This window comes from Pseudofulvibacter geojedonensis (assembly GCF_042675745.1).
Classification (GTDB): Bacteria; Bacteroidota; Bacteroidia; order Flavobacteriales; family Flavobacteriaceae; genus Pseudofulvibacter; species Pseudofulvibacter geojedonensis.
The window spans coordinates 404,954-429,402 of sequence record NZ_JBHTJM010000008.1; the positions used below are offsets into that span (position 1 = coordinate 404,954).

At 30.4% G+C, this 24,449-nt stretch carries 22 protein-coding genes; 6 read left to right on the forward strand and 16 right to left on the reverse strand.

Annotated elements, in window-relative coordinates:
* Positions 1 to 11: 11 nt before the first annotated feature.
* Together ACFQ1O_RS09110 and ACFQ1O_RS09115 are read left to right on the forward strand one after the other, a co-directional pair.
* Positions 12 to 2,180, forward strand: a complete 2,169-nt coding sequence (locus ACFQ1O_RS09110; RefSeq protein WP_377715598.1) for a YfbK domain-containing protein — start codon at positions 12 to 14, stop codon at positions 2,178 to 2,180.
* Between the two features lie 103 nt (positions 2,181 to 2,283).
* A complete protein-coding gene (locus ACFQ1O_RS09115; RefSeq protein ID WP_377715600.1) occupies positions 2,284 to 4,383 on the forward strand; it encodes a S46 family peptidase in 2,100 nt (699 codons plus the stop codon).
* Positions 4,384 to 4,543: 160 nt separating this feature from the next.
* Here ACFQ1O_RS09115 and ACFQ1O_RS09120 read toward each other — a convergent pair whose 3' ends face one another.
* The 12 genes from ACFQ1O_RS09120 to tsaD form a co-directional block, all read right to left on the reverse strand.
* Complete coding sequence (locus ACFQ1O_RS09120) at positions 4,544 to 5,125, reverse strand: Crp/Fnr family transcriptional regulator (protein ID WP_377715602.1); 582 nt, start codon at positions 5,123 to 5,125, stop codon at positions 4,544 to 4,546.
* A gap of 192 nt (positions 5,126 to 5,317) precedes the next feature.
* Positions 5,318 to 5,899, reverse strand: a complete 582-nt coding sequence (locus ACFQ1O_RS09125; protein ID WP_377715604.1) for a Crp/Fnr family transcriptional regulator — start codon at positions 5,897 to 5,899, stop codon at positions 5,318 to 5,320.
* Between the two features lie 3 nt (positions 5,900 to 5,902).
* Complete coding sequence (locus tag ACFQ1O_RS09130) at positions 5,903 to 6,478, reverse strand: Crp/Fnr family transcriptional regulator (protein WP_377715606.1); 576 nt, start codon at positions 6,476 to 6,478, stop codon at positions 5,903 to 5,905.
* A 70-nt stretch (positions 6,479 to 6,548) separates the two neighbouring features.
* Positions 6,549 to 7,721, reverse strand: coding sequence for a THUMP-like domain-containing protein (locus ACFQ1O_RS09135; protein ID WP_377715608.1), 1,173 nt, complete (start codon positions 7,719 to 7,721; stop codon positions 6,549 to 6,551).
* Between the two features lie 22 nt (positions 7,722 to 7,743).
* Positions 7,744 to 8,841, reverse strand: coding sequence for an AI-2E family transporter (locus ACFQ1O_RS09140; RefSeq protein ID WP_377715610.1), 1,098 nt, complete (start codon positions 8,839 to 8,841; stop codon positions 7,744 to 7,746).
* A 47-nt stretch (positions 8,842 to 8,888) separates the two neighbouring features.
* Positions 8,889 to 9,398 (reverse strand): TrmH family RNA methyltransferase, encoded by a 510-nt coding sequence (locus tag ACFQ1O_RS09145; protein ID WP_377715612.1) that lies wholly within the window; start codon positions 9,396 to 9,398, stop codon positions 8,889 to 8,891.
* Between the two features lie 4 nt (positions 9,399 to 9,402).
* The gene (locus ACFQ1O_RS09150; RefSeq protein WP_377715614.1) at positions 9,403 to 9,660 is read right to left on the reverse strand and encodes a hypothetical protein; all 258 of its coding nucleotides are present in this window, start codon (positions 9,658 to 9,660) and stop codon (positions 9,403 to 9,405) included.
* An 87-nt stretch (positions 9,661 to 9,747) separates the two neighbouring features.
* Positions 9,748 to 10,395, reverse strand: coding sequence for a DUF4159 domain-containing protein (locus ACFQ1O_RS09155; protein WP_377715616.1), 648 nt, complete (start codon positions 10,393 to 10,395; stop codon positions 9,748 to 9,750).
* Positions 10,392 to 11,102: a 16S rRNA (uracil(1498)-N(3))-methyltransferase gene (locus tag ACFQ1O_RS09160; RefSeq protein ID WP_377715618.1), complete on the reverse strand. Its 711-nt coding sequence runs from the start codon at positions 11,100 to 11,102 to the stop codon at positions 10,392 to 10,394. Before ACFQ1O_RS09160 ends, ACFQ1O_RS09155 begins: the two co-directional genes overlap by 4 nt.
* Positions 11,102 to 11,437, reverse strand: a complete 336-nt coding sequence (locus ACFQ1O_RS09165) for a TfoX/Sxy family protein (protein ID WP_377715620.1) — start codon at positions 11,435 to 11,437, stop codon at positions 11,102 to 11,104. The genes ACFQ1O_RS09160 and ACFQ1O_RS09165 overlap by 1 nt, the downstream gene beginning before the upstream one ends.
* A gap of 11 nt (positions 11,438 to 11,448) precedes the next feature.
* Entirely contained in the window at positions 11,449 to 12,138 is a 690-nt protein-coding gene (locus tag ACFQ1O_RS09170) for a peptidylprolyl isomerase (protein WP_377715622.1), read from the reverse strand.
* 10 nt (positions 12,139 to 12,148) lie between these two features.
* Positions 12,149 to 13,171 (reverse strand): tRNA (adenosine(37)-N6)-threonylcarbamoyltransferase complex transferase subunit TsaD, encoded by a 1,023-nt coding sequence (tsaD, locus tag ACFQ1O_RS09175; RefSeq protein WP_377715624.1) that lies wholly within the window; start codon positions 13,169 to 13,171, stop codon positions 12,149 to 12,151.
* A 143-nt stretch (positions 13,172 to 13,314) separates the two neighbouring features.
* Here tsaD and ACFQ1O_RS09180 point away from each other — a divergent pair, with 143 nt between their 5' ends.
* Entirely contained in the window at positions 13,315 to 17,706 is a 4,392-nt protein-coding gene (locus ACFQ1O_RS09180) for a translocation/assembly module TamB domain-containing protein (RefSeq protein ID WP_377715626.1), read from the forward strand.
* A gap of 34 nt (positions 17,707 to 17,740) precedes the next feature.
* Here ACFQ1O_RS09180 and ACFQ1O_RS09185 read toward each other — a convergent pair whose 3' ends face one another.
* Genes ACFQ1O_RS09185 through ACFQ1O_RS09195 form a run of 3 tightly spaced genes read right to left on the reverse strand, consistent with a single transcriptional unit; the run spans position 17,741 to position 21,039 of the window.
* Complete coding sequence (locus ACFQ1O_RS09185) at positions 17,741 to 18,505, reverse strand: SIMPL domain-containing protein (protein WP_377715628.1); 765 nt, start codon at positions 18,503 to 18,505, stop codon at positions 17,741 to 17,743.
* Entirely contained in the window at positions 18,465 to 19,310 is an 846-nt protein-coding gene (locus tag ACFQ1O_RS09190; protein WP_377715630.1) for a hypothetical protein, read from the reverse strand. Before ACFQ1O_RS09190 ends, ACFQ1O_RS09185 begins: the two co-directional genes overlap by 41 nt.
* A gap of 1 nt (position 19,311) precedes the next feature.
* Positions 19,312 to 21,039, reverse strand: coding sequence for a sodium:solute symporter family protein (locus ACFQ1O_RS09195; protein WP_377715632.1), 1,728 nt, complete (start codon positions 21,037 to 21,039; stop codon positions 19,312 to 19,314).
* Between the two features lie 114 nt (positions 21,040 to 21,153).
* On the opposite strand from ACFQ1O_RS09195, the gene pfkA reads away from it, so the two are divergent.
* Genes pfkA through ACFQ1O_RS09210 form a run of 3 tightly spaced genes read left to right on the forward strand, consistent with a single transcriptional unit; the run spans position 21,154 to position 24,048 of the window.
* Complete coding sequence (gene pfkA / locus ACFQ1O_RS09200; RefSeq protein ID WP_377715634.1) at positions 21,154 to 22,140, forward strand: 6-phosphofructokinase; 987 nt, start codon at positions 21,154 to 21,156, stop codon at positions 22,138 to 22,140.
* A gap of 30 nt (positions 22,141 to 22,170) precedes the next feature.
* Entirely contained in the window at positions 22,171 to 23,169 is a 999-nt protein-coding gene (gap, locus tag ACFQ1O_RS09205) for a type I glyceraldehyde-3-phosphate dehydrogenase (protein WP_377715636.1), read from the forward strand.
* A 27-nt stretch (positions 23,170 to 23,196) separates the two neighbouring features.
* Positions 23,197 to 24,048, forward strand: coding sequence for a BadF/BadG/BcrA/BcrD ATPase family protein (locus ACFQ1O_RS09210; RefSeq protein WP_377715638.1), 852 nt, complete (start codon positions 23,197 to 23,199; stop codon positions 24,046 to 24,048).
* On the opposite strand, the gene ACFQ1O_RS09215 is transcribed toward ACFQ1O_RS09210, so the two are convergent.
* A complete protein-coding gene (locus tag ACFQ1O_RS09215; RefSeq protein WP_377715640.1) occupies positions 24,049 to 24,435 on the reverse strand; it encodes a Rid family detoxifying hydrolase in 387 nt (128 codons plus the stop codon).
* Positions 24,436 to 24,449: the final 14 nt, after the last annotated feature.

Below are 24,449 nucleotides of genomic sequence, written 5' to 3' on the forward strand. Positions count from 1 at the left end.
AACCAATACTTATGAAAAACGCAATAACTTTTATTTTGTTGTTGTTAATAACATCAACACAAGCTCAAGAAATAACGGTTACAGGAACAGTTGTAGATGAAAACAATATACCATTACCTGGGGCAACTGTTTTGGTAAAGGGAACAACAAATGGAACTTCTACAGATTTTGATGGAAAGTATAGTATCAAAGCTCATAACGGAGATACTTTAGAATTTAGCTATGTTGGTTATTCTAGCCAGAAAATTGTAGTTAATTCAAGTAATATTCATGTTTCTATGCAACCTGACAATAATTTAGAAGAAGTGGTGGTAACAGCTATTGGAGTACAAAGAAAATCAGATCAAATAACAACAGCAAGCCAAGTAGTTAGTGTTGAACAGTTGAGAAAATCTATAAATAACAATGCGATTCAGGCTTTATCAGGAAAAGTTTCAGGAGTAAAGATAAACACCAGACAACCTAAAAAACAATTATCGAATGCTAAAGTATTACGAATTAATAAAGAATCTACTCCAACTCAAATTATATTAAGAGGTAATAAGTCTATTTCTAGTAATCAACCAGCATTAATTATTATAGATGGTAAAGTTGCTTCTAAAGAAATTTTTCAGAAGATGAACCCGAAGAACATAAAAGGTATTAACGTGTTAAAGGGAGCATCAGGAAATGCATTATATGGTAACAGAGGAGCTAATGGTGTTATAATAGTTAGTACAACTAAACAAAGTAATAAATTAAAAAAGGAATTAGATACATATATTCATCAACAAAACCAGTCAATTGTAAATAATGAATCATATGATGAAATACAAGAAAACGATTTTGAGGCTACTAGTTTGAATCCACTTTCAACTTTTTCTATAGATGTAGATAAAGCAGCTTATAGTAATGTAAGACGTATGATTAATAATGGGCAAACTGTACCTAAAGACGCGGTTAAAATAGAAGAGTTTGTTAATTACTTTACTTATGAGTATCCTCAGCCTAAAACAAAACATCCTTTTTCTATTACAACAGATGTAAGTACTTCTCCATGGAACAAAACAACAAAATTAGTAAGGATAGGTTTGCAGGGTAAAACCATTCAACAAGAAAATTTACCAGCAAGTAATTTAGTTTTCTTATTAGATGTTTCGGGCTCTATGAGTAGTCCGAATAAGTTAGGATTATTAAAGCAAGCATTTAAGTTATTAATAAATCAGTTACGAGAAAAAGATAAGGTATCTATTGTGGTATATGCAGGAGCTGCAGGATTGGTTTTAGAACCAACTTCTGGAGCTAATAAGCAAAAAATTATTGATGCTTTAGAAAATCTAGAAGCTGGCGGCTCTACAGCAGGAGGACAAGGTATAGAATTGGCTTATAAAGTAGCTGTAGATAATTTTGTAAAAGGAGGAAATAACAGAGTTATTCTTGCTACAGATGGAGACTTTAATGTTGGGGCTTCTTCAAATAAGAACATGCAGCAGTTAATAGAAGAGAAAAGAAAAACAGGAGTGTTTTTAACTTGTTTAGGTTTTGGATATGGTAATTACAAGGACTCTAAATTAGAAACTTTAGCAGATAAAGGTAATGGTAATCATGGTTATATAGACACCATGCAAGAAGCAAGAAAGATGTTTGAAAAGGAGTTTGGAGGTACAATGTTTACTATTGCTAAAGATGTTAAAATTCAATTGGAGTTCAACCCAGCTATTGTTAAGGCTTATCGATTAATTGGATATGAAAACAGGTTGTTAAATGATGAAGATTTTGTTGACGACACAAAAGATGCAGGTGAGTTGGGTAGCGGACATACAGTAACTGCTTTATATGAAGTAATATTACAAGGAACATCTTCAGTATATTTAAAAAATATTCCAGATTTAAAATATACTGAAAACACAAAGCCAAAATTATCAGATGAGTTACTAACAGTAAAGTTTAGATACAAAAAACCAGATGGTAAAAAGAGTATAGAAATGGTTGAAGTTGTAGAAAATAAGAATGTAGTTACGAATAAAACCGATTTTAATTTCTCTTCTGCAGTTGCATTATTCGGAATGAAGATAAGAGAATCAAAATACACTAATAAAGCAACTTATGGTGATATCATTGCTTTAGCAGAAAAAGGAAGAGGTATAGATAAAGAAGGTTATAGAGCAGAGTTTATACGCTTAGTAAAAACATTTAAGTAAGTAGTTTTTGGTTGGTGAAATACATTATCATAATGTATTGCTAAAAGGAGTATAGTTTCGTACTCCTTTTTTTATATTTGGAGCTAGATAAAATAAATCCAATATGAAAATCTTAAAAATTCTATTATTATTTATAACTGTTTCGGTTTCTGCTCAACAAGGTGGAATGTGGATTCCTTCTTTATTAAAAGGAATGAATGAAGCAGAAATGAAACAATTAGGGGGTAAATTATCTGCAAAAGATATTTACGATGTCAATAAATCAAGTTTAAAAGATGCTATAGGGCATTTTAATGGAGGGTGTACATCCGAAGTAATTTCGCCTAAAGGTCTATTGTTAACTAACCACCATTGTGGGTTTGGACAAATTCAATCTCATTCTTCTGTAGAGAATGATTATTTAAAAGATGGCTTTTGGGCTATGTCTTTAGATCAAGAGTTGCCTAATAAAAATTTAGAGGTAACTTTTATAGTAAGAATAGAAGATGTAACGAAACAAATTTTAAATGGCGTTACAGATACTATGAGTCCACAGGAAACCCAGAGTTTAATTCAAAAAAACACCAATGCCTTACAAAAAGGATATACTAATAAAGAGACCTGGCAAGACACGAAGGTAAAAGCTTTTTTTAAAGGGAATCAATATTTTTTATTTGTTACAGAAAGCTTTAAAGATATTCGTTTAGTAGGAGCTCCTCCAAGTAGTATAGGTAAATTTGGATCAGATACAGATAACTGGGTTTTCCCTAGACATACTGGAGATTTTTCGTTATTCAGAATTTATGCCGATAAAAACAACAGACCTGCAGAATATTCAAAAGATAATATTCCTTATACTCCAAAGCATTTTTTACCGGTTTCCTTAGATGGAATTGAAGAAGGAGACTTTACAATGGTTTTTGGTTTTCCAGGTAGAACTAACGAATATTTACCCGCAGTTGCTGTTGAGCAAATTACTCAAAAAGTAAACCCAACTAATATTAAAATTAGAGAAGAAGCTTTAAAAGTAATGGATGCTGCTATGAAAGCTAATGATGAGATAAGAATTCAATACGCTTCTAAGCAGGCGAGAATTGCTAATTACTGGAAAAAATGGATTGGAGAAAACCAAGGTATAGAAAAGAGTAATGCCATTGCTAAAAAGCAAAAGTTAGAAGAGCAGTTTACTGCAGAAATGAAAAAGAAAGGCTTGGCTAAAAAGTATGGAACTATTTTAACTGAATTTGATAGGTTGTATTCTAAATTTGAACCTTATGCAGTAAAACGATCTAACTTTATTGAGGTTTTTTATAGAAATAGCGAGTTAATGCATATGATGTTTCGTTTATATCAATTAGAACAAGCAGCAGCTAAAGGTGATGAGGTATTTAATAAACAAAGAGATTATGTAATTTCTCAGTTAACTAGAATACATAAAGATTTTAATGCTGAGGTAGATAGAGGAATCTTTGATGCAATTATTCCATTATATGAAGCTAATAAAATCTCAAGTAAGTTTTATGAACATACGGCATTTACGAATTTAAGTGCAGGAATGAAGGTTTTAAAAGGGAAAGCAAAAAAGGTTGTTGAAAGTATTAATAAAGATTCAGCTTATATATTTGCTAAACCATACATTGCACAGTTTTATAGTGATTTAGAGCCTAATTACCAGAATATAAATGGAGAAATAGCTAAAGTTCAAAAGCAATATATGAAAGCGCTAATGGAGGTACTTCCAAGTGATAAGTATTACCCAGATGCTAACAGTACTTTACGTGTAACTTATGGTCAAGTTAATGGTTATGCACCAAGAGATGCTGTTTATTATAATCCGGTTACTTATTTAGATGGGGTGATTGAAAAATATGTTCCTGGTGATTATGAATTTGATGTTCCTGAAAAATTAATAAGTCTTTATAAATCTAAAGATTATGGCCAATATGCAGATAGTAATGGTAAAGTACCGGTTTGCTTTATAGGAACTAACCATACTACTGGAGGGAATTCTGGAAGCCCAGCTTTAGATGCTCATGGAAATTTAATTGGATTGAATTTTGACAGAGTTTGGGAAGGAACTATGAGTGATATGAATTATGATCCAGAAATTTGTAGAAACATTATGGTAGATGCACGTTATATCTTATTTATTATTGATAAATACGCTGGAGCTAATCGATTGATTGAAGAAATGAAATTGGTTCATCCAAAAAATAAAAAATAGTAAGATTGTTTTAAATAAAAATAAAGCTCTTCAGATTACCTGAAGAGCTTTTTTAGTAAGTAAATTTCCTGGGAGAAATAATAACATATTAAAAACAATAATGTTACCTACGTGGTAAATATATCTTGAGTTAAGAAAATAAAAAATAACATATGTTAAATCAAACCTGATCCTTTAAGTTTTTTCTAATTCTGCTTAATTGAATTGGAGTAATACCGAGGTATGAAGCAATATGAAACAAAGGTATTTTATTAACAATAGAAGGAAATCTTTTTTGAAAATTAAGATATCTTTCAGTTGCTTCCATAGTTACTTTTTCTATTTCACTTTCTTCTAATACCCTAAAAAACAGATGAATCATTTCAGTGTAAATATTAGCCAACTCTAAGTCATTCTTAATAATATTCATTAGTTTTTCAAACGAAACCTCATACAACGTTACAGGAGTTAAGCATTCTATTGTAAAATTAGAAACACTATTGGTGGTTAAAGCAGTTAATGATGCTGCTACGTGGTTGTTGGTAAAAAGTAGTTTGTTAAACTCTTTTCCTTTATTATTAGTGTAATACTTTCTAATAATTCCAGAAGTAATAAAATAATAGTTTTTTGGGTAACTCCCTGCTTTACACAATTCAAACCCTTTTGGGTAAGATTTTTTTGTAGATATTTCAACAATTTTATCCCAAGCCTTAGGCTTTGTATCTAAATCGTTGAATAATTGGTAAGCAGTTTTATTTTTCATTCGAAATAATTTAGGTAATATTAGTAAGAAAAATATACAAAAACAAAAAGCTCATCAGAGATGATAAGCTTTTTGTAAAACTAATAATTAATTGGGGTATAAGTGCTTTAGTAACACTTATTCAATCTAACATATCAAATATACAATGACTAATAGTAAAATGTGCTATACAAATGTTTAGTAATTTTCTATTTATGCCTCTTGAGCAAGTTCTCGTCTAATTCTGCTAAGTTGTATAGGTGTTATACCTAATAAAGAAGCAATATGATATTGCGGAATATCATTTTCAAATTGTTTAAATCTTTTTTTCATAGCAAGATAACGCTCTTTAGCATTTAGAGAACCTAAGGTAATTGCTCTCCTTTCTAAACTAACAAAATAAAGCTCTAATAATCGATGGCTAAGTTTTAAAATCTCATGATTTGTTTGACATAATTCCATCATTTTATCATAATCTATAGAAATTAAATCACACTCAGTAAGTGTTTCATAATTTATTCTAGATGGTTTCTTTAAAATCAAAGCAGATTTGGGCCCTGAAAATTGATGTGAATGAAAAATAGAGGTATTATAACTTACACCTTTAGGTGTTTCTGTGTAGCCCCTCATTACTCCTGAGTTGATAAAATAAAAATCGGTAGGAACTTCTCCAGCTTTACATAACAATGTGTTTTTGGGGTAAATAGCCTGTTTAAAAAATGGACTAATTAGTCCAAATGCTTCATTGCTAAGTGGAGATATTTTGTTTATGGCTTGATGTACTTTTTCAAACATAATTTACTTTGAATAGATTTCTTTTCGTATTCTACTTAACTGAATTGGTGTAATACCTAATATTGAAGCAATTTGGTATTGTGGTATCAGGTTTTCTATATTACTAAAACGTTCTTTTAAGTTTAAATATCTTTCGGTAGCAGTTAAAGCGCCTAAATCAATTACCTTGTTTTCTAAGCCAATAAAGTAAAATTGTAGCATTTTATGGCTAAACCGCATTAAATCAATGTTTTCATCAAATAATTTTCTAAGCTCAATATAGTCGCCTTGTATCACCTCACAATCGGTAAGAGTTTCGTATATCAATTCCGATTTTCTACCTTCTATTAAGGCAGATAGGGGACCAGCAAACTGAAAAGCACTAAATAAAGATTTAGTAAACTCTTTTCCTTTTTCGTTAACAGTGTAAGCTCTTATAATACCAGATTTAATAAAATATCCATATCTCGGTTCAGTTTGTAAGTCGCACAGAATATCATTAGCTTTAAATGAAACCTCAGATAGATGTTTCTTGGCTAAGTCAAAAGATTCTTTTGTAAGCCCAGAATAGTTCTGAGCATACTCATATAAATAATCCATTATTTGTGGTTAGTGTTAGATTAAATGCATAGCTAATTTACGTATTTTTTGTCAAAAAAAACAGGAGCATTTATATCTTGTTGCAAAGGATCACAATTTTGTTGTCAGCGATATCGGTAGTAAAAAATATGTATTGTTTACCACCTTCTTTGATACTCGATTCTTTTCTAATTTCTACTACTGATTTCGGAAAATTCCTTGTGGTAATGTTGAATTGTTGTTTACCAAAACGTTTTTTCAAATTTTTCTTTTGATAAGGAAAAATGTCAATAACTTCAAAGCTCCTTCCAGGAAACATTTGTAAGTTGTCTGATGTATATAAATGAGAATGTTGATGCAGTTTGGAAACATTAAACTGGCAACAAATTTCATTAAACCCGCCAGATTTCATGATAGCACTATTAGGCTCGTATAAATATTTTTTTATGGTAGAAAAAACTGGTTTTTGTTGATTTTGGAAAGAAAAACAAAAATTAGGTTGATTAGTGCCTAAGTTAGATGAAATGATTTCAATATGTCCCTCATATCCCTTTTTTAAAATAATGAGTAGTTCCTTTACTTCGTTTTTTACCGCAACAATATGTATTTGTTGAATATGATTAATAGACTTTATAGTATTAGTAATATCAAGAATAGGGGAGTTCTTGATAAGTAATTGATCTGTTTTACTAAATAAAAAGTCTAGATTTTCAGGAACATTAGGTAAACAATCTTCCAGTAGAAATACTTTTCCTTTATGATTATGTCTTCTTGATGGATCAATATAAATCCAATCAAACTTTTGATTGGTATTTTTTAAATACTCTAAACCATCTCCCGATATAAATGTAATATTATTTACACCTAATTGTTTAAAGTTATGCTGGGTTATTTTAGATAGTTTTTCATTGATTTCGCAATGTGTTATTTGATTAACTTTTTTTGAAAAATAATAATCGTCAACTCCTAAGCCTCCTGTTAAATCTATGAGCGATTTTCCTTCTATTAAATTAGCTTTGAACTCTGCTGTAATTTCTGATGAAGTTTGTTCGATATTTAGTTTGTTTGGATAAAAAATATTAGGTGTAGAAAACCAAGTAGGAAGCTTTTTTTGACACTTTTTTTTAGCCTCAATTTGTTCCACCAGTTCTTGCTGACTTATTTCATCAAAAAGTTGTTTTTTTAGGAGTAGTGACGAAATGTCAGTATTTAAATTTTTGATTATAAAGTATTGAAAATCAGGGTTTAATATGTGTTTATTCATATTAAAACTTTAAGTTTTTGTATTATATGTTTTTGGTAAGTGATTTGACTATTTTATTGTCTGATAAGAACTCTTTAAGTATTACTTTTATGGCTGTATAACTCGGTACAGCTACGATCATTCCAACCACTCCAAATAGCAATCCTCCTATTATAATAACTAAAAATATTTCTAAAGGATGTGACTTAACAGAGTTAGAAAAAATAAGTGGTTGACTAACAAAATTATCTATTAATTGGGCAATAGCATAACCAATCATTACATAGATAGTTTTAGGTAATATTACAGACTGAAAATCATGTCCTAGATTACTGCTCATAGTTAGCAGTAGCATTAAACAGGCTCCTATTAATGGTCCAACATATGGTATTAGATTTAATAAAGCACATATAAAAGCAATTACTAGTGCATTTTCAATTCCAAAGATTAATAGAATGACTGTATAAATGATAAATAGAATAGATATTTGAAAAACTAAACCAATGAAATAACGAGATAATAGATCTTTAATTTTTTCGAAGGAACGTTTTAATTTTCCTTCGCTGTTGTTGGGTACAAAAATTAATAAGCCGTCTTCTAATAATTTACTGTCTTTTAAGAAAAAGAACGAAATGAATAAAACAGAAAATAATCCAATACTTAAACTCCCAACCATTCCCAAAACAGAGTTGAGTAATTCTGGTATGGCATTTACATTAAGCTTAGATAAGAAGTCTGAGTTTTGTAAGGTTTCTAATAGATCTATGTTGTGGGATAACAAGAACGCATTAGCTTCTCGAATTAAATCATTAACATTTTCTTCTAACTCATTGTAGTTTAATAAGGCTAAGTTGTCTCCCTGACTTTTAACTAAAGGAATAAACATAGAAGCAAGCCCAAAAAGAATGCCCAGTAGTGTTCCCATAGTTAAGACAACAGCAAAAGTATTTTTAAACTTAAGTTTGTTCTTTAAAAACCGAATAATAGGTCTGCCAATTAGCGATACTACACCAGCTATAGCAATATAAACCAATACAGAGCTTATTTTGTATAAAAACCATAGTAATAGGCAAATACCAATAATAATTGCCAGAGCACGTAATATGCCGTTACTTATTTCTTTTGAGTTAGTATTTTTCAATGGCTTGCTTTTTTATTGAATGACTAAAATACGAATAAATATTACTTTTAGTTTAATTGTAATTGCTTTGTAATTTCATACAGAGCTATATTAGTAGCTTGCACTACGTTCATACTTGAATTTTGTCCAAACATATTAATGTGTGTAACGGTATTCACTTGAGCTAATATGTCTTCTGAAACACCAAAATTTTCATCACCTATAATTAAGGCTATTGGTTTATTGATGTTTATTTTTAAGTTTTGAACAGCTATACTTTTTTGAGTTATTTCTAAAGCAATTAGCTCATGAGACTCTTTTAATTCTTTTATAATAGGGTGAATGTCTGGAACTAATTGAAAAGGAACATGCTTTTCTGTGGCTCTAGAAGTTTTTTGCATTTTTCTAGACGGAATAGGGATGTGTTCGCCACAAAAAATGAGTTTTTCAACTCCAAAAGCATCACAAATCCTAAATAAAGAGCCAATATTTGGAGCATTGCTTACATTTTCGCAAATAACAATAATTGGAAAAGTTTGTTGCTTGAATTTTGAGTTATAGTGGGTTAGTTGTTGCATAGAGTTATTTTCTTCTAATCATAGTTGAGTTGAATGCACTTGCTTTTTTTTGCTCACCCATCCAAAAATAAATAGGTATGGTAGCTGTAAGTGTACTGATAAACCCGAAATCCCACATAAGTATTGTTATAACAGCAGCAATCAAAACACCTAATAATATGATGTAATAGTTTTGTTCGGCATGTAACCTATTAATATGTTTGGTGTTGGTATGACCACAATTTTTGCATTTTTCTTTTACTTCATCTTTACTGAGTTCCATCTGTAGTTCAAGTCTAGTATTAGATTTAGTTTTGATATAATTCTCCTTTTTACAAGATTCACACCGATACGATAGCTTCATATTGTACTAATTTTCAAAAGCATATTTAATAATATTGGCTCCCATTTGTAATGCTTTTAATCTAACTGCATCTGGATCGTTATGAACAGATTTGTCTTCCCATCCATCACCTAGGTCAGATTCGGTAGTATATAAGCAAACCAATCTTCCTTCGTAAAACAAACCAAATGCCTGGGGTCTTTTACCATCATGTTCATGTATTTTAGGTAAACCTTGTGGGAACTTGTATTGGTTAGAGAAAATACTGTGATTTGCAGGGAGTTCTAGTAAGTCTTGATTTGGGTAGACTTTTTTTAATTCGTTTCTAATGTATTGATCCATTCCGTAATTATCGTCAATATGTAAGAAGCCACCAGAGTTTAGGTAATTCCTCAAATTCTCTGCTTCTTCATTAGAAAAATACACATTACCATGACCGGTCATGTGTACAAAGGGGTATTGAAATATTTCAACACTACTCGTTTCTACAGTTTTGTATTTGTTGTTTATTTTAGTATTGATGTTGTTGTTACAAAACTGAATTAAATTGGTTAAAGCAGTTGGGTTGGCATACCAGTCGCCACCACCATTGTATTTTAAAACGGCTATTTCTTGAGCAGAAATTAAATTCCAACAAAAAATAGTACTAATTAAGATTAGGATTGTATTTTTCATGATTTGTTGTTTGCTAATGCTGTAGTGTGGCAAGCAACAATTCCAGCAGTTTCTGTTCGAAGCCTAGTATTTCCGAGGCTAATAGGTGCAAAATTATTTGAAAGAGCTAGACTTATTTCTTTAGTGCTAAAATCTCCTTCTGGACCTATTAAAATAGTAATATTACTACCGTTTTTAATTTCTTTAAACAATTCTTTTTTTTCTTGCTCTTCACAATGAGCAATAAAAGTTTGTCCTTCAAAGTTTTGATCTATAAACTTTCTAAAATCTATACCATCATTCAATCTTGGTAAGTGAGCTTGTAGTGATTGTTTCATGGCACTTTGTATGATTTTTTCAAAGCGTTCTGGTTTAATAATTTTTCGCTCAGAATTATCACAAAAAATAGGAGTAATTTCGTCAATACCGATTTCAACAGCTTTTTCTAAAAACCATTCCATTCTATCATTCATTTTAGTAGGAGCAATGGCTATATGTAAGTGGTAATTGTGTTTGCTTTTTTGTTCTTCGGATAGAATTTCAATGACACAATTTTTAATATCTGCAACAATTATTTCTCCAATAAACAAAGATCCTTTACCATTTGTAATACATAATGTTTGCCCTTCTTTTTTACGCAAAACTTTTGCAATGTGTTTACTTTCTTCTTTGTTGAAGGTGTATTGCGAGTTATTTTTAGCTATATCTGGACTATAAAATAATTGCATTATATTTCGTTTAATTTTGATTTAGCATGCTCTAAACCAAGTTCTATAAAGTAAAGTAGTTTTTCTTCTGTATCAAAAGCATCAGCCTCAACATAAACAAATTCTTTCATGGGCTTTTTAGTAAAATCCATTGGTTTGATATGTGGCTTTTTTAAAGTTTTTTCCAGTTTAGATTCAATTACTCTAACGGCTAGCTGATCTTTTACAATACCAACAGTCATTTTTCCCTTGTATAAAAAAGATAAACCACCAAACATTCTTTTTTCTGTAAATTCTTCTTTATATAAAGCTGTTAAAGCCCTAATCCTTTTTGCAATAAGTTCGTTAAAAGCCAAGTCTGTAAATTTTAATTGCTTCCAAAAACATTAATAAGTTTTTTCTTTTTTTCTTTTTCGAAAGTAATTTTTAATACTTGAAGTAATCTAATTTCTTTTTGATCGTAAGTTTTTTTTATAGTATAATATTTCTTAGTCTCAGGAAAATCTAAATCGTATATTGTATTGGATTTATTTTCTTTTAATGAGTTTACAAATTCAGGAAACATTTTCTTCTCTGTAAACCAACCTAAGTCGCCACCGGTTCTTGCGTTTCTATCCATAGAGTAGGTACCTGCCAAATAACTAAATTTAGTACCTTTTTCCATTTTAGTCATAATAACTTTTCTTAAACTATCTATAGCAGTTTTTTTTAGTTTTTTACCGTCTAAATAAATATAGCTTGCTCTATAGTGAAGCGTAGGAGTAATGTTAATAATTTTATAAAGAGTAGAAGCACTTTGCTCTTCTGTTTCTAATGTGGATCCAATTTCTTTACTAAATAATTTTTTAGAAAGACTGTTGTTGTGCTTTTCTTCGTTATAAGTGTAAATTTTAGTCTTTAACTCAGGATGGTCTTTTCTAAATTGTTTAGCAGTTTCAATATCGGTTACTGATGCTAAATCTTTTTTTAATTGTTTAATATCTGTTTGAGAAAAAACAGAAGTAACCGTAAAAACAAGTATTAAGTTAATGATGGATTTGAAGGTAATTTTAATCATTGTTAAGTTCTTAAATTTTAAATCTCGCATTTGCAGTAGTAGCTGCAGAAGAGAAATCGCTTTCAAGATACTTTAAATAACCCACAATTCCAATCATAGCAGCATTATCTGTAGTGTATTCAAATTTAGGAATGTAGGTATCCCAACCAAATTTTTGCTCACCATTTAATAAAGCTTGCCTAATACCAGAGTTAGCAGATACACCTCCACCAATTGCTATTTTCTTAATTCCTGTTTCTTGTGTAGCTTTTTTAAGTTTATCTGTTACAATGCCAATTATTGTATATTGTAGGGAAGCGCAAATGTCATAAAGATTATCTTGAATAAAATTTGGATTGTTTTTGACGTTTTTTTGAATAAAATATAAAACGGCAGTTTTTAATCCACTAAAACTAAAATTTAGACCATTTACTTTTGGTTTAGGAAACTGATACGCTTTAGGATTTCCTAATTTAGAGTATTTATCAATCAAAGGTCCACCAGGATAAGGGAGTCCGAGTATTTTGGCACTTTTATCAAAAGCTTCACCAATAGCATCGTCTATAGTTTCACCAATTACTTCCATCTCAAAATAGTTATTTACTTTTACTATTTGTGTATGTCCGCCAGAAATAGTCATAGCTAGAAACGGAAACTCTGGTTTTTCTTTAGAAGCACCATCAATAAAGTGGGCTAATATATGAGCTTGCATATGATTTACAGCTAGTAATGGTATGTTTAAACCTTGAGCAAACGACTTGGCAAAAGATGTGCCTACTAATAAAGATCCCATTAATCCAGGTCCTTGTGTAAAAGCTATGGCATTTAGCTCTTTTTTATCGATATTTGCTTTAGCTAATGCTTGATGAACAACTGGAACAATATTTTGTTGATGTGCTCTAGAAGCTAATTCAGGAACAACCCCACCATATTGGGTGTGAATTTCTTGATTAGCAACAACATTACTTAATACTTTTCCGTTGTGTAATACAGCTGCTCCGGTGTCATCACACGAAGATTCTATTGCAAGAATATATATATCTTTGTTAGGCATAAAAAAAGGCACAAAAATTGTAATTGAATAGCAAAGTTAAAACAATAAACACTATCAAAAAACTTAGAAAAATACTATTTCGACTTCTGGTCATTTTGTTGTTGCTATTTTTGCTGTTAATGCTATTGCTATCCTTACCTTGGGTGCAAACTCAATTAGGAAAAAAAGTTACCAATTCATTAAATAAAAAGTATAATACAAGCATACATGTAGGTAGGGTTGGAGTAAATTTTTTAGGGGAAGTATCTTTAAAAGATATCTATATAGAAGATCATCACAAAGATACCTTAGCGTTTATTGGAGCCTTAAACACTTCTATTTTAGATTTTAAAGAATTACAAGAAGGAGATTTATTGTTCAATGATATTGATGTAGATCAACTCAATTTAAGAATAAAGAACTATAAAGGAGAAAATGAAACCAATTTAGATGTCTTTGTTGCTAAATGGGAGAAATTCGATACAATTCCTAGAAAAGGCCCTTCTACCTTTTTAATGCAAGCAAATGGTGTAAATATTACGAATAGTAGGGTAAGATATATAGACGATAATCTTGAAACCCCTAAAGTAGTAGACTTTACTAAGTTGAACATTACAGGTAAAGCTTTTGAGATACAGGGAGCAAATGTAGCAGTTAATGTTACTAATGCTAATATGATGGATTTTAGAGGAGTTCCAATTGAGCAATTAAAAACTAAGTTTGCGTATTCACTTACTCAAATGAAATTTAGTGACCTGAATTTAAAAACTAAAACATCTAATTTAATAGGTCATTTAGAATTTAATTACAAGCGTGAAGATTTTAAGGATTTTAACAATAGAGTAAAACTTAAAGCAAACTTTACAAATTCTAAAATTTCTTTTACAGATTTAAATAAGTTTTATAACGAGTTTGGTAATGATGTTGCTGATTTTAGTACTTCGATTTCAGGTACTTTAAACAATTTAAAATTAATAAACTTAAAACTTAAAACACTAAACAATACTGTAGTAAACGGTAATTATAATTTTAAGAACCTTTTATCTAAAAAGACTGAAGATTTTAAATTAACTGCTCAAATAGAAAATTTAAAGTCTACTTATACAGATTTAAAAAAGTTGTTACCTGGGTTACTAGGAAAAACAATTCCTTCATCTGCCAGAAATTTAGGTGTATTTACCATTAATGGTCAATCTGTAATAACCACTAATATTATTAATGCACAGCTACAAATTAATACACTAATAGGTAATATAGAGTCAGATTTAGTGTTGTCTAATATTAGTGATATAGACAATGCCAGCTATGTAGGTACAACGAATTTTTCAAAATTTAACCTGGGAAAATTTTTAGATGATAAAGATTTAGGTGTTACTTCTTTTGAAGCAGATGTAAAAGGAAAAGGTTTTACATTGAATAATTTAAACACTAATGTAAAAGGAAAGGCATCACACTTTACTATTAATGGATATACTTATAAAAACTTAGATGTTTTAGCGGTTTTAAAAGAAAAAGTATTTAATGGTAAATTAAAAGTTGATGATGAGTTAGTTAAATTAGATTTTAATGGTTTGGTAGATATGTCTGAGCGCACAAAAGTATACGACTTTAAAGCCAACATACAAACGTTCGATCTAAACAAAACCAATCTATTTAAAAGAGATAGCATAGCTCAATTTACGGGTGACATTTTGGTTAAAATGAAAGGCTCTAATATAGACAATGCTTATGGTGAGATTTTATTTCAAAATACAATCTATGCAAATCAAAATGATGTTTTTCAATTTAAAGATTTTAAGATAACATCTTCTTTTGATAAAGAGAAAGTAAGAACTATTGCTATAAACTCTCCAGAAGTAATTAATGGTACTATTAAGGGGAGATATCAGTTCAAAGATTTAATAGACTTGTCTAGAAATTCTTTAGGGAGTATTTATACCAATTACAACCCAATTAAGGTAGCTGAAAATCAGTTTTTTGAGTTTAATATTAAAATAAAAAATAAGTTAACAGAAATATTTTATCCAGATTTAATAATACATGAAGGAGCAAGTTTAAAGGGTAAAATTTCTAGTAATGAAAAAGATTTTAAATTAAATTTTAAATCTCCAAAGATTAGTTTTCAAGATAAGCATTTTAATGAGGTAGATGTAAAACTAGATAATGCCAACCCGTTTTATAATGCGTATGTAAGTATTAATGATGTAGAAACAGACTTTTATGATGTTAGTGAATTCGAATTAGTGAATAAAACATTAAATGACACTTTGTTTTTTAGAACCGAGTTTAAAGGAGGCAAGTATAAAAATGATATTTTTAATTTAAACTTATACCATACCATTAACAAGCAAAGTAAATCTGTAGTAGGTTTTAAAAAGTCTGATATTAATATTAACGACTATCAATGGTTTATTAATGAAAAGCAAGACAAGGAAAATAAAGTTGAATTCGACAAGACTTTTAAAGATATCATTCTTAAGCAATTTTTAATTACACATGGCAATGAATATGCAGCATTATCAGGCTTTTTAAAAGGAGATAAAAATAAAAACATTAAACTTGATGTAAAAGATATTAATTTATCTAAAGTAATTCCGGTTTTTGATGATTTTAGAATGAATGGAATTGTAAACGGAAAGCTTAATGTTATACAAGAAAAAGGTAAGTATCAACCTTTAGCTGCAATTACTGTAGATAGTTTACAAGTTAATGATATTAATTTAGGTTTATTTTCTTTAGATGTTGTAGGTAGCAGCGATTTAAATAAGTATAAAATCAACTCTAGTTTAGAAAATGATAAGTTACAAAACCTGACTGCTAGAGGAGACTTAAATTTTAAACCATCTACACCTCAATTAGACTTAGATATTGGTCTTTATAAGTTCGATTTGTCAATATTTAGTGCTTTAGGAGATGATGTAATAACCAATATAAGAGGTTTAGCCTCTGGAGATGTTAGATTGTACGGAGATTATGATAATCCAGATTTTAAAGGTAATATGTTTTTAGATGAGGCAGGTCTGAATATTCCGTATTTAAATGTAGACTTTGATTTAGAAAACGATGCAAGAATTCGTTTAAATAAAAAGCAATTCGTGGCAGATAATATAGCTATATTAGATACCAAATATTACACTTCTGGTAGGTTAAATGGGTATGTAGAACACGATGCTTTTTCAGATTGGACCTTAGGTTTAGATATATCTTCTGATAGGTTATTGGTTTTAGATAAAGAGCAAGAAGAAGAGTCTCTTTACTTTGGTCAAGCCTATATACAAGGTAATGCTCAATTAATTGGGCCTGTAAATGAGCTTTTGGTAAGGGTAAATGCTACCACAAAAGAAGGAACAGTATTTAAAATTCCTATAGCAGACTCAGAAACCATTGGTGATAATAGTTTTATTAGAGAAATGTCTATTACAGATAGGTTAAATCAAATAGGGGTAGATGCTAACTTACCTGAAGAAATTAGTGGTTTAGAATTAGAGTTTGATTTAAATGTTACAGATGATGCAGAGATAGAAATTGTTTTAGATCAAGAAGCGGGTAGTGTTTTAAGAGGAAGGGCAGAAGGTTTATTGCGTATAGAAATAAATACCAACGACAAATTTAATATGTACGGAGACTGCATAGTTAGTGAAGGAACTTACAATTTTGTTTATGGTAATAATTTTTTACAAGGTGGTTTTATAGAAAAAAAATTCAATGTAAAACCTGGTGGAACTATAAATTGGGATGGAAACCCATATCAGGCTCGAGTAAACATAGAAGCGGTTTATGGAACCAGTGCTAATCCGGCAATACTATTAGATAATCCATCTATAAATAGAAAAATACCTGTAGATGTAATTATAAACTTAAATGGTAATTTAATGCAACCAGATGTTGAGTTTGATATAGAATTTCCTAATACAAATTCTGTTGTAAAATCTGAGTTATTGTACAAGTTAGACGATAAGGAGTTTAGAGATAGGCAAGCAATGGCTTTGGTAACCTCAGGTCAGTTTACAACGACTTTAGATTTAGGAAAAGGAGCTATTACAAACTTAGTAGAAAGAGCAACAAGTTTGGTTAATGACCTGTTTTCAGATGAAGACGATAAATTAAAAATAGGACTGAATTACGAACAAGGAGAAGTTAATCCGTTGGCTACAGATGCTCAAAGAGAAGGAGATAGAGTTGGGTTTACTGTATCTACACAAATAACCGATAGAATTGTATTAAACGGTAAAGTGGGAATTCCGGTAGGAGGAGTGTCTAAAACAGTTGTTGCAGGAGATGTACAAGTAGAGTTTTTGCTGAATGAAAAAGGTACATTAAGGGCAAAAATATTTAACAGAGAAAATGATTTTCAAGCTTTAGGAGCTACTAATGAGATTGGGTATACTCAAGGAGCTGGTATTTCTTATAAAGTAGATTTTGACACATTTAGTGAATTATTAGACGAAATTTTTAATAGAAAAAAAGAAGTTGAGGAACAAGAAGATGAAGAAGATGAATTAGATCCAAATTCTTTTATTAGAGAAAAATCAAAGAGCGAGAAGCTTAATGAATAAATAAAATAGTTTGTAAAATAACAAGTCATTATATTTATTGAATGGCAAACTTTACATTTATTTCATATCGAAGCTTAATTTTTTTTGAATTAAAATCACTTGAATCGGATGGTTGAGTGGTAGAAATGTTATTACTATAAGCGTTAGTTCTGATAAAATTTGAACTATAATAGTCGTTGTTAACTTCTGATATAGTTATTACTTTTCCAAGTTTTTCACCTATTGCTTCTACTAAATAAGTAGCTTTATCTTTAGCTGCTTTTATAGCATCTATTTTAACTTGTTTTCTATATTCAATTATTCTAGAGTGGTCATAACTGGCAATATTGATTGATTTCACATCCTTAAATTCTAAAGAATTAACAATAGGAGCTATTTTATTAAAACTGTTTAGCTTGATTAAATACTGTTTACCTATTAAGAATTCTTTTCGAAAGTTTCTTCCATAATTACCTATTTTAGAAATAACAACATCTTCTTTGTTAATATTGTTCTTAGATAAAATAGCAATAATTCTATTTTCAATTTCATTTATTGATACTTTGGTTTTAAATTTTTTAACTTTTTTGTTTTCAAACTCTTCTTTCCAGTATTCTTTAACTTCAATTTCTAAATTAATTTCATCCGGAACAATTTCTATAGTAGCGCTTCCAGTTACATTAATATGTTTTTCTGTTTTGTCTTGAGCAAATACTAGAATACTGAATAATGTGAATAGTAAGGTTATTTGTGTGTTTTTCATATTAGTTTGAACAAGTTTAATCACAATCTTCTTTAACGATTGAATATTGCGTTTCATTTTCTTTATTAATATACTTATTATCTTGAGAATTTCCTTTTCCAATCTTTATAGTGTTACCTTGGAAGTCATGAATGACAATAGAATTTTTATTACCATCAGAGTATTCGTATGTGATAGTAATTTTGTTGTATAATTTGCTGGTAGATATTATTTGTAAAGGATCACTTCCGCTTCTAAAGTCAATGGTATTTCCTTCTTCACTGTAATTTAAATCAATTCCGCTAATAGCTTCTTCACACGGAACATATACAACTTCATTTCCATCTATATTGGTTAACTCGGTCCAGTTTAGGGGGAGTGTTTTTGTTATTTCTTTTGCACGTGTACAAGCAATAGATTTGTATTTTTTGATATTTTCTATTTTAGAAATAGGGTAAAGTCCTTTCATACCTAATTCAGCAAAATACCATGATTTAGCTTTTTTTATAAATATAAAAGTAAAATCGTTTTCGTCTGAAGTTAGGTAAATATCATTGTTTTTTTCTTCTATATGATTAATTTCATATGTTTCACCTTGCCAGTTAAGTAACCAATAATCGTTGATGTCTTCTACTTTTCTAACAACTTCTATATCATAAGGGGTGTATTGGCATTTCTCTTTGTAGTATATTGTGTTGTTTTCTTCTGTAAGAATAAAGTATTTACCAGAAATTTTATTGATTAAATCTAATCCATGAGTATCTATATTACGAATTTCTTTGGTTGTATTTATTTCAGCTGTCTTTTTAGTAGCCTGTTTTTGTTTGTTATTACAACTGATCAATAAAAAGCTTAATAAAAACAACAGTTTTAAAGTTTTCATATTAACTTATCTTTTTCCAATTCTTAATTAAAAATAATCCACATATAAGAGTAAGTCCACTTAATCCAAAGGCTAAAAAGATTTTACCATATATAAAATTACCGGTTGCAAATAAGAAGCTATAAACACCAATAGTACCTATTAAGAATGCAACTATTTTATATCCTATATTTTGAAATTTATGTTTTCCTTCAAATATTTTTTCTTCAAAAGAATCTAAAGTTTCTTTGTCTGTAGGTTTTGTAATTAAGGTAACTAGTAGCCATCCTAAGGTAGTAATAGTAACACCAATAATTAATTGCCAATGACCAGCCAAATCAAACATAGGGTTATCCATTTTTCCATTAATAAAGAAAACAAAAGCAATAACAAAAGAAATGGCCATTGCTGCTATTTCACTATATGGGTTAATACGATTCCAAAACCATCTTAAAATATACAATAAACCTGTTCCAGCTCCAATCTGCAATAATAGCGTAAATACTTCTTTAGCATCATTTATGTATTTAGAAAGGAAACCTGCTAAAATCATTAATACAACGGTAGATATTCTGCCAACTAAAACTTTTTCTTTTTCAGTAGAATTTGGTTTCATAAATCTACTATAAAAATCATTAACGATATATGAGCTTCCCCAATTTAATTGAGTGGAGATGGTGCTCATAAATGCAGCAATTAATGATGTTAAAACAATACCAATTAATCCTGCAGGAAGGTAAGTCATCATAGCTGCATAAGCAACATCATGCCCCTGCATAGAGCTAGTTAAATTAGGAAAAGCAGAGTTTAAATTGCTTAGCTGAGGAAATAATACAAGTGATGCCAGTCCTACTATAATCCATGGCCAAGGTCTTAAGGCATAATGAGCAAAATTAAAAAATAAAGTTGCCCAGGTAGCATGTTTTTCATTTTTAGCAGCAAGCATTCGTTGTGCTATATAGCCACCACCTCCGGGTTCTGCCCCAGGGTACCAAGTACTCCACCATTGCACAGCAAACGGAATAATAAACAGTGTAATAAGAGTTTCGGTATTAGAAAAATCAGGAAGTATATTTAATTTGGTTGAAACCTCTGGTTGCGCCAATAAATTTTCTAATCCACCAACTTCAGGTAAACTTACGATGTATATAGTAGCCCAAATAGAACCAATCATGGCAATAATAAATTGAATAAAATCAGTTATTAAAACACCCTTTAGCCCTCCGAGAGACGAATAGATAACAACTATAATTCCCGAAATTAGGAGCATGGTATTTTGGTCTATTCCTAGTAATATATTTGCTATTTTTGCGCCGGCTAAACATACACCAGCCATAGTGATTACATTAAAGATAATACCAAGATATATAGCTCTAAAACCTCTTAAAAAACCAGCAGCTTTTCCAGAATACCTTAATTCATAAAATTCTAAATCTGTAGTTATTCCAGACTTTCTCCAAAGTTTTGCATAAAAGAAAACGGTTAGCATTCCGGTCAATAACATAGCCCACCATACCCAGTTTCCAGAAACACCATTTTCTCTTACAAGTTGGGTAACCAGACCGGGGGTATCTGCAGCAAATGTTGTAGCAACCATAGAAACTCCAAGCAACCACCAAGGCATATTTCTTCCAGATAAGAAAAAAGATTCGCTGCTTTTACCAGCTTGTTTAGAAACCCAAACCCCAATTAGTAATGAAATAATAAAAAAACCAATGATAATAATATAATCTATAGTGGCTAGTTGCATATGTAATTGTTTGATATGAATTTTTTATATAACAAAAGCTTAAAAGTAACAATTAAATCAAAAAAACCACTTATTTTTAAATCTTAAAATCGAAAGAAGTAGAGAGGTTGTAAGATGGCTAAAAAAATTAAAAAAATTGGAGTAATGACTTCAGGAGGTGATTCTCCAGGAATGAATGCTGCTATTAGGGCAGTAGTAAGGGCATGTGCTTACTATGATGTTAAGTGTATAGGTTATTATAGAGGGTATGAAGGAATGATAGATAATGACTTTATAGAATTATCACCTAGAAGTGTAAAAAATATAATTAATAAAGGAGGGACTTTTTTAAAGTCTGCTAGATCTGAAGAATTTAGAACTCAACAAGGAAGAAAAAAGGCATATCAGAATCTAAAAAAATCAAAGGTAGATGCAATGGTTTTAATAGGTGGTGATGGAACCTTTACAGGAGGAGCTATGTTTAGTGAAGAATATGATATTCCTGTTGTTGGTGTACCAGGAACTATAGACAATGATATCTGTGGAACTCAATATACCATAGGTTACGATACAGCTTTAAATACCGTTGTAGATGCCATAGATAAAATAAGAGATACAGCTAGTTCGCATAATAGGTTGTTTTTTATAGAAGTAATGGGGCGTGATGCAGGTTTTATTGCTTTAAATAGTGGTGTAGGTGCAGGAGCAGAAGAAATATTAATACCAGAAGAAGACCAAAAGTTAGAAAAAGTCTTAGAGTCTCTTAAAAGAAGTAAACGTAGTGGTAAAACCTCTAGCATTGTAGTTGTGGCAGAAGGTGATAAAACAGGTGAAAATGTATTCGAATTGGCTAAGGCAGCTAAAGAGCAATTGCCTAGTTATAACCCAAGAGTAACAGTTTTAGGCCATTTACAAAGAGGAGGAACTCCAACTTGTTTTGATAGGGTTTTAGCTAGTAGGTTAGGAGTAAAATCAGTTGAGTTTTTGTTAGACGGACAAAGAGATATTATGGTAGGTTTAGAAAACAATCAAGTAGTTGCGACACCTATTTCAGATATTGTAAATAGTGAGCATGATATCAATAGAGAATTATTGAGGATTTCTGACATATTATCGATTTAATAAATTAAAAAAATCAGTGAAAATTAAAATATGATAAAAATAGGAATTAACGGATTCGGAAGGATCGGAAGGCTTGCTTTTAGAGCGGCAATGATGAAAGAAAATGTACAAGTTGTTGCAATAAACGATTTGTTAGAGGTAGATTATTTAGCTTATTTATTAAAATATGACTCTGTACATGGACGCTTTGATGGAACTATAGAAGTGAAAAATGATAAGTTAATTGTAAACGGTAATGAAATACGCATAACAGCAGAACGTAATCCTGCCAATATACAATGGAATCAGGTAGGAGCAGAATATGTTTTAGAATGCACAGGTTTTTTTACAACAATAGATAAAGCTAAAGCTCATTTAGAAGATAATGGAGTAAAGAGAGTATTGGTATCTGCTCCATCTAAAGATGCTCCTATGTTTGTAATGGGGGTGAATAATGAGACTATGAAACCTTCAGATACGGTTGTTTCTAATGCTTCTTGTACTACTAACTGTTTAGCTCCGTTGGTTAAAATTATTAATGATAATTTTGGTTTTGCAGAAGGTTTAATGACTACTGTTCATGCGGCTACTTCTACTCAAAAAACAGTAGACGGTCCTTCAAGTAAGTGGACTAGAGGTAGAGCTGCCATGAATAATATAATTCCAACTTCTACAGGAGCAGCTGTTGCAGTAACAAAAGTAATTCCAGAACTAAAAGGAAAACTAACCGGAATGGCCTTTAGAGTTCCAACGGCAGATGTTTCTGTGGTAGATTTAACAGTAAAAACAGAAAAGGCAACCTCATTAAAAGAAATTGAAAAAGCTATTGAAAAAGCAGCTAATGGAAGCTTGAAAGGAATTGTTGGTTTTGAAACAGATCCTGTGGTTTCTCAAGATTTTGTGAGCGATACCAGAACTTCAATTTTTGACAGTCAGGCATCTATGGAGTTAAATTCCAATTTTTTTAAACTAGTAGCTTGGTATGATAATGAGTTCGGTTACGCAAATAAATTAGTTGATTTAGCAGTGTATAGCGTGAGTTTGGATTAAAAAATATATAATGCAGAAGGAGTAAGTATGATACTAATAGCAGATAGTGGTTCAACCAAAACAGATTGGGTATTGTTAAATACACAAAAAGAAATAGTAACTAAAGTCAATACAAAGGGTTTAAATCCAACCGTGTTTTCTGAGTCAGATCTATATACTACAATTACCTCTGGAAAGGAAATTATGAAGTATGTTGACGATATTTCTTTTGTTTATGTCTATGCTGCTGGTTGTGGTACAGAAAGACCAAAGAAAAAGTTAATAGCACTATTAGATGAAATTTTTCCTAATGCCAATGTATTAGTAAAAGAAGATATTTATGCAGCAGCATATGCAGTTTCTAATGGTAAAGAAGGTATAGTATCTATTTTAGGAACAGGAAGTAACTGTTGTTATTTTGATGGAAAAACAGAAATAGTGAGTAAAGTTCCATCTTTAGGGTATATGCTTATGGATGATGCATCTGGAAACTATTTTGGACGAATTTTACTAAGAGATTATTTTTACAAGACAATGCCTAAAAAGCTTCACGATATGTTTCAGGAGGAATTTAATTTATTTCCTGATGATGTGAAGTTGAATTTATATGAAAAGCCTCATCCTAATGCTTTCTTAGCTAAACACGCTTCTTTTTTAGTAAAACATAAGAAAGAAGCGTATTGTGCTCAAATAATTAAAAGAGGTTTTGCTGATTTTATAGAAAATCAAATAACTCAATACGATAGAGTTTATGATTTGCCAATACACTTTATAGGTAGTATTTCATATTTACTTCAAGATGAACTAAAAACGGCGTTAAAGTCATTCAGACTCAACGCCGGTAATTTTATACAAAAACCAATAGAAGGTTTAGTAGAGTATCATAAAAAAGTAAGCTAGCTATTTAATAGCTACCATAGAAATTTCCACATTTACGTTTTTAGGTAAACAGGCAACTTCTACTGTTTCTCTAGCAGGAGCAGTTGCTTCATTAAAATATTCGCCATAAACAGCATTAATCTTACTAAAGTTGTTCATGTCTGATATGAATATTGATGTTTTAATAACATTTTCAAAATTCATATCTGCTGCTTGTAAAACAGCTTTCATATTGTCCATTACTTGTTTTGTTTCAACTTCTATAGTATCCATTACCAGTTCCATGGTTTCAGGATTTAAGGCAATTTGCCCCGATGTATATAAAGTGTTTTCGTTAACAAGTACTGCTTGATTATATGGTCCAATAGGAGCAGGAGCATTTGCTGTAGTAATAATTCTTTTTGTCATACTGGTTTTGGGTT

Coding starts and splice junctions, on each gene's coding strand:
- ACFQ1O_RS09110 (WP_377715598.1), top strand. CDS start 12: ATGAAAAACGCAATAACTTTTATTTTGTTGTTGTTAATAACATCAACA.
- ACFQ1O_RS09115 (WP_377715600.1), top strand. CDS start 2,284: ATGAAAATCTTAAAAATTCTATTATTATTTATAACTGTTTCGGTTTCT.
- ACFQ1O_RS09120 (WP_377715602.1), bottom strand. CDS start 5,125: ATGAAAAATAAAACTGCTTACCAATTATTCAACGATTTAGATACAAAG.
- ACFQ1O_RS09125 (WP_377715604.1), bottom strand. CDS start 5,899: ATGTTTGAAAAAGTACATCAAGCCATAAACAAAATATCTCCACTTAGC.
- ACFQ1O_RS09130 (WP_377715606.1), bottom strand. CDS start 6,478: ATGGATTATTTATATGAGTATGCTCAGAACTATTCTGGGCTTACAAAA.
- ACFQ1O_RS09135 (WP_377715608.1), bottom strand. CDS start 7,721: ATGAATAAACACATATTAAACCCTGATTTTCAATACTTTATAATCAAA.
- ACFQ1O_RS09145 (WP_377715612.1), bottom strand. CDS start 9,398: ATGCAACAACTAACCCACTATAACTCAAAATTCAAGCAACAAACTTTT.
- ACFQ1O_RS09150 (WP_377715614.1), bottom strand. CDS start 9,660: ATGGAACTCAGTAAAGATGAAGTAAAAGAAAAATGCAAAAATTGTGGT.
- ACFQ1O_RS09155 (WP_377715616.1), bottom strand. CDS start 10,395: ATGAAAAATACAATCCTAATCTTAATTAGTACTATTTTTTGTTGGAAT.
- ACFQ1O_RS09160 (WP_377715618.1), bottom strand. CDS start 11,102: ATGCAATTATTTTATAGTCCAGATATAGCTAAAAATAACTCGCAATAC.
- ACFQ1O_RS09170 (WP_377715622.1), bottom strand. CDS start 12,138: ATGATTAAAATTACCTTCAAATCCATCATTAACTTAATACTTGTTTTT.
- tsaD (WP_377715624.1), bottom strand. CDS start 13,171: ATGCCTAACAAAGATATATATATTCTTGCAATAGAATCTTCGTGTGAT.
- ACFQ1O_RS09185 (WP_377715628.1), bottom strand. CDS start 18,505: ATGAAACGCAATATTCAATCGTTAAAGAAGATTGTGATTAAACTTGTT.
- ACFQ1O_RS09190 (WP_377715630.1), bottom strand. CDS start 19,310: ATGAAAACTTTAAAACTGTTGTTTTTATTAAGCTTTTTATTGATCAGT.
- ACFQ1O_RS09195 (WP_377715632.1), bottom strand. CDS start 21,039: ATGCAACTAGCCACTATAGATTATATTATTATCATTGGTTTTTTTATT.
- pfkA (WP_377715634.1), top strand. CDS start 21,154: ATGGCTAAAAAAATTAAAAAAATTGGAGTAATGACTTCAGGAGGTGAT.
- gap (WP_377715636.1), top strand. CDS start 22,171: ATGATAAAAATAGGAATTAACGGATTCGGAAGGATCGGAAGGCTTGCT.
- ACFQ1O_RS09210 (WP_377715638.1), top strand. CDS start 23,197: ATGATACTAATAGCAGATAGTGGTTCAACCAAAACAGATTGGGTATTG.
- ACFQ1O_RS09215 (WP_377715640.1), bottom strand. CDS start 24,435: ATGACAAAAAGAATTATTACTACAGCAAATGCTCCTGCTCCTATTGGA.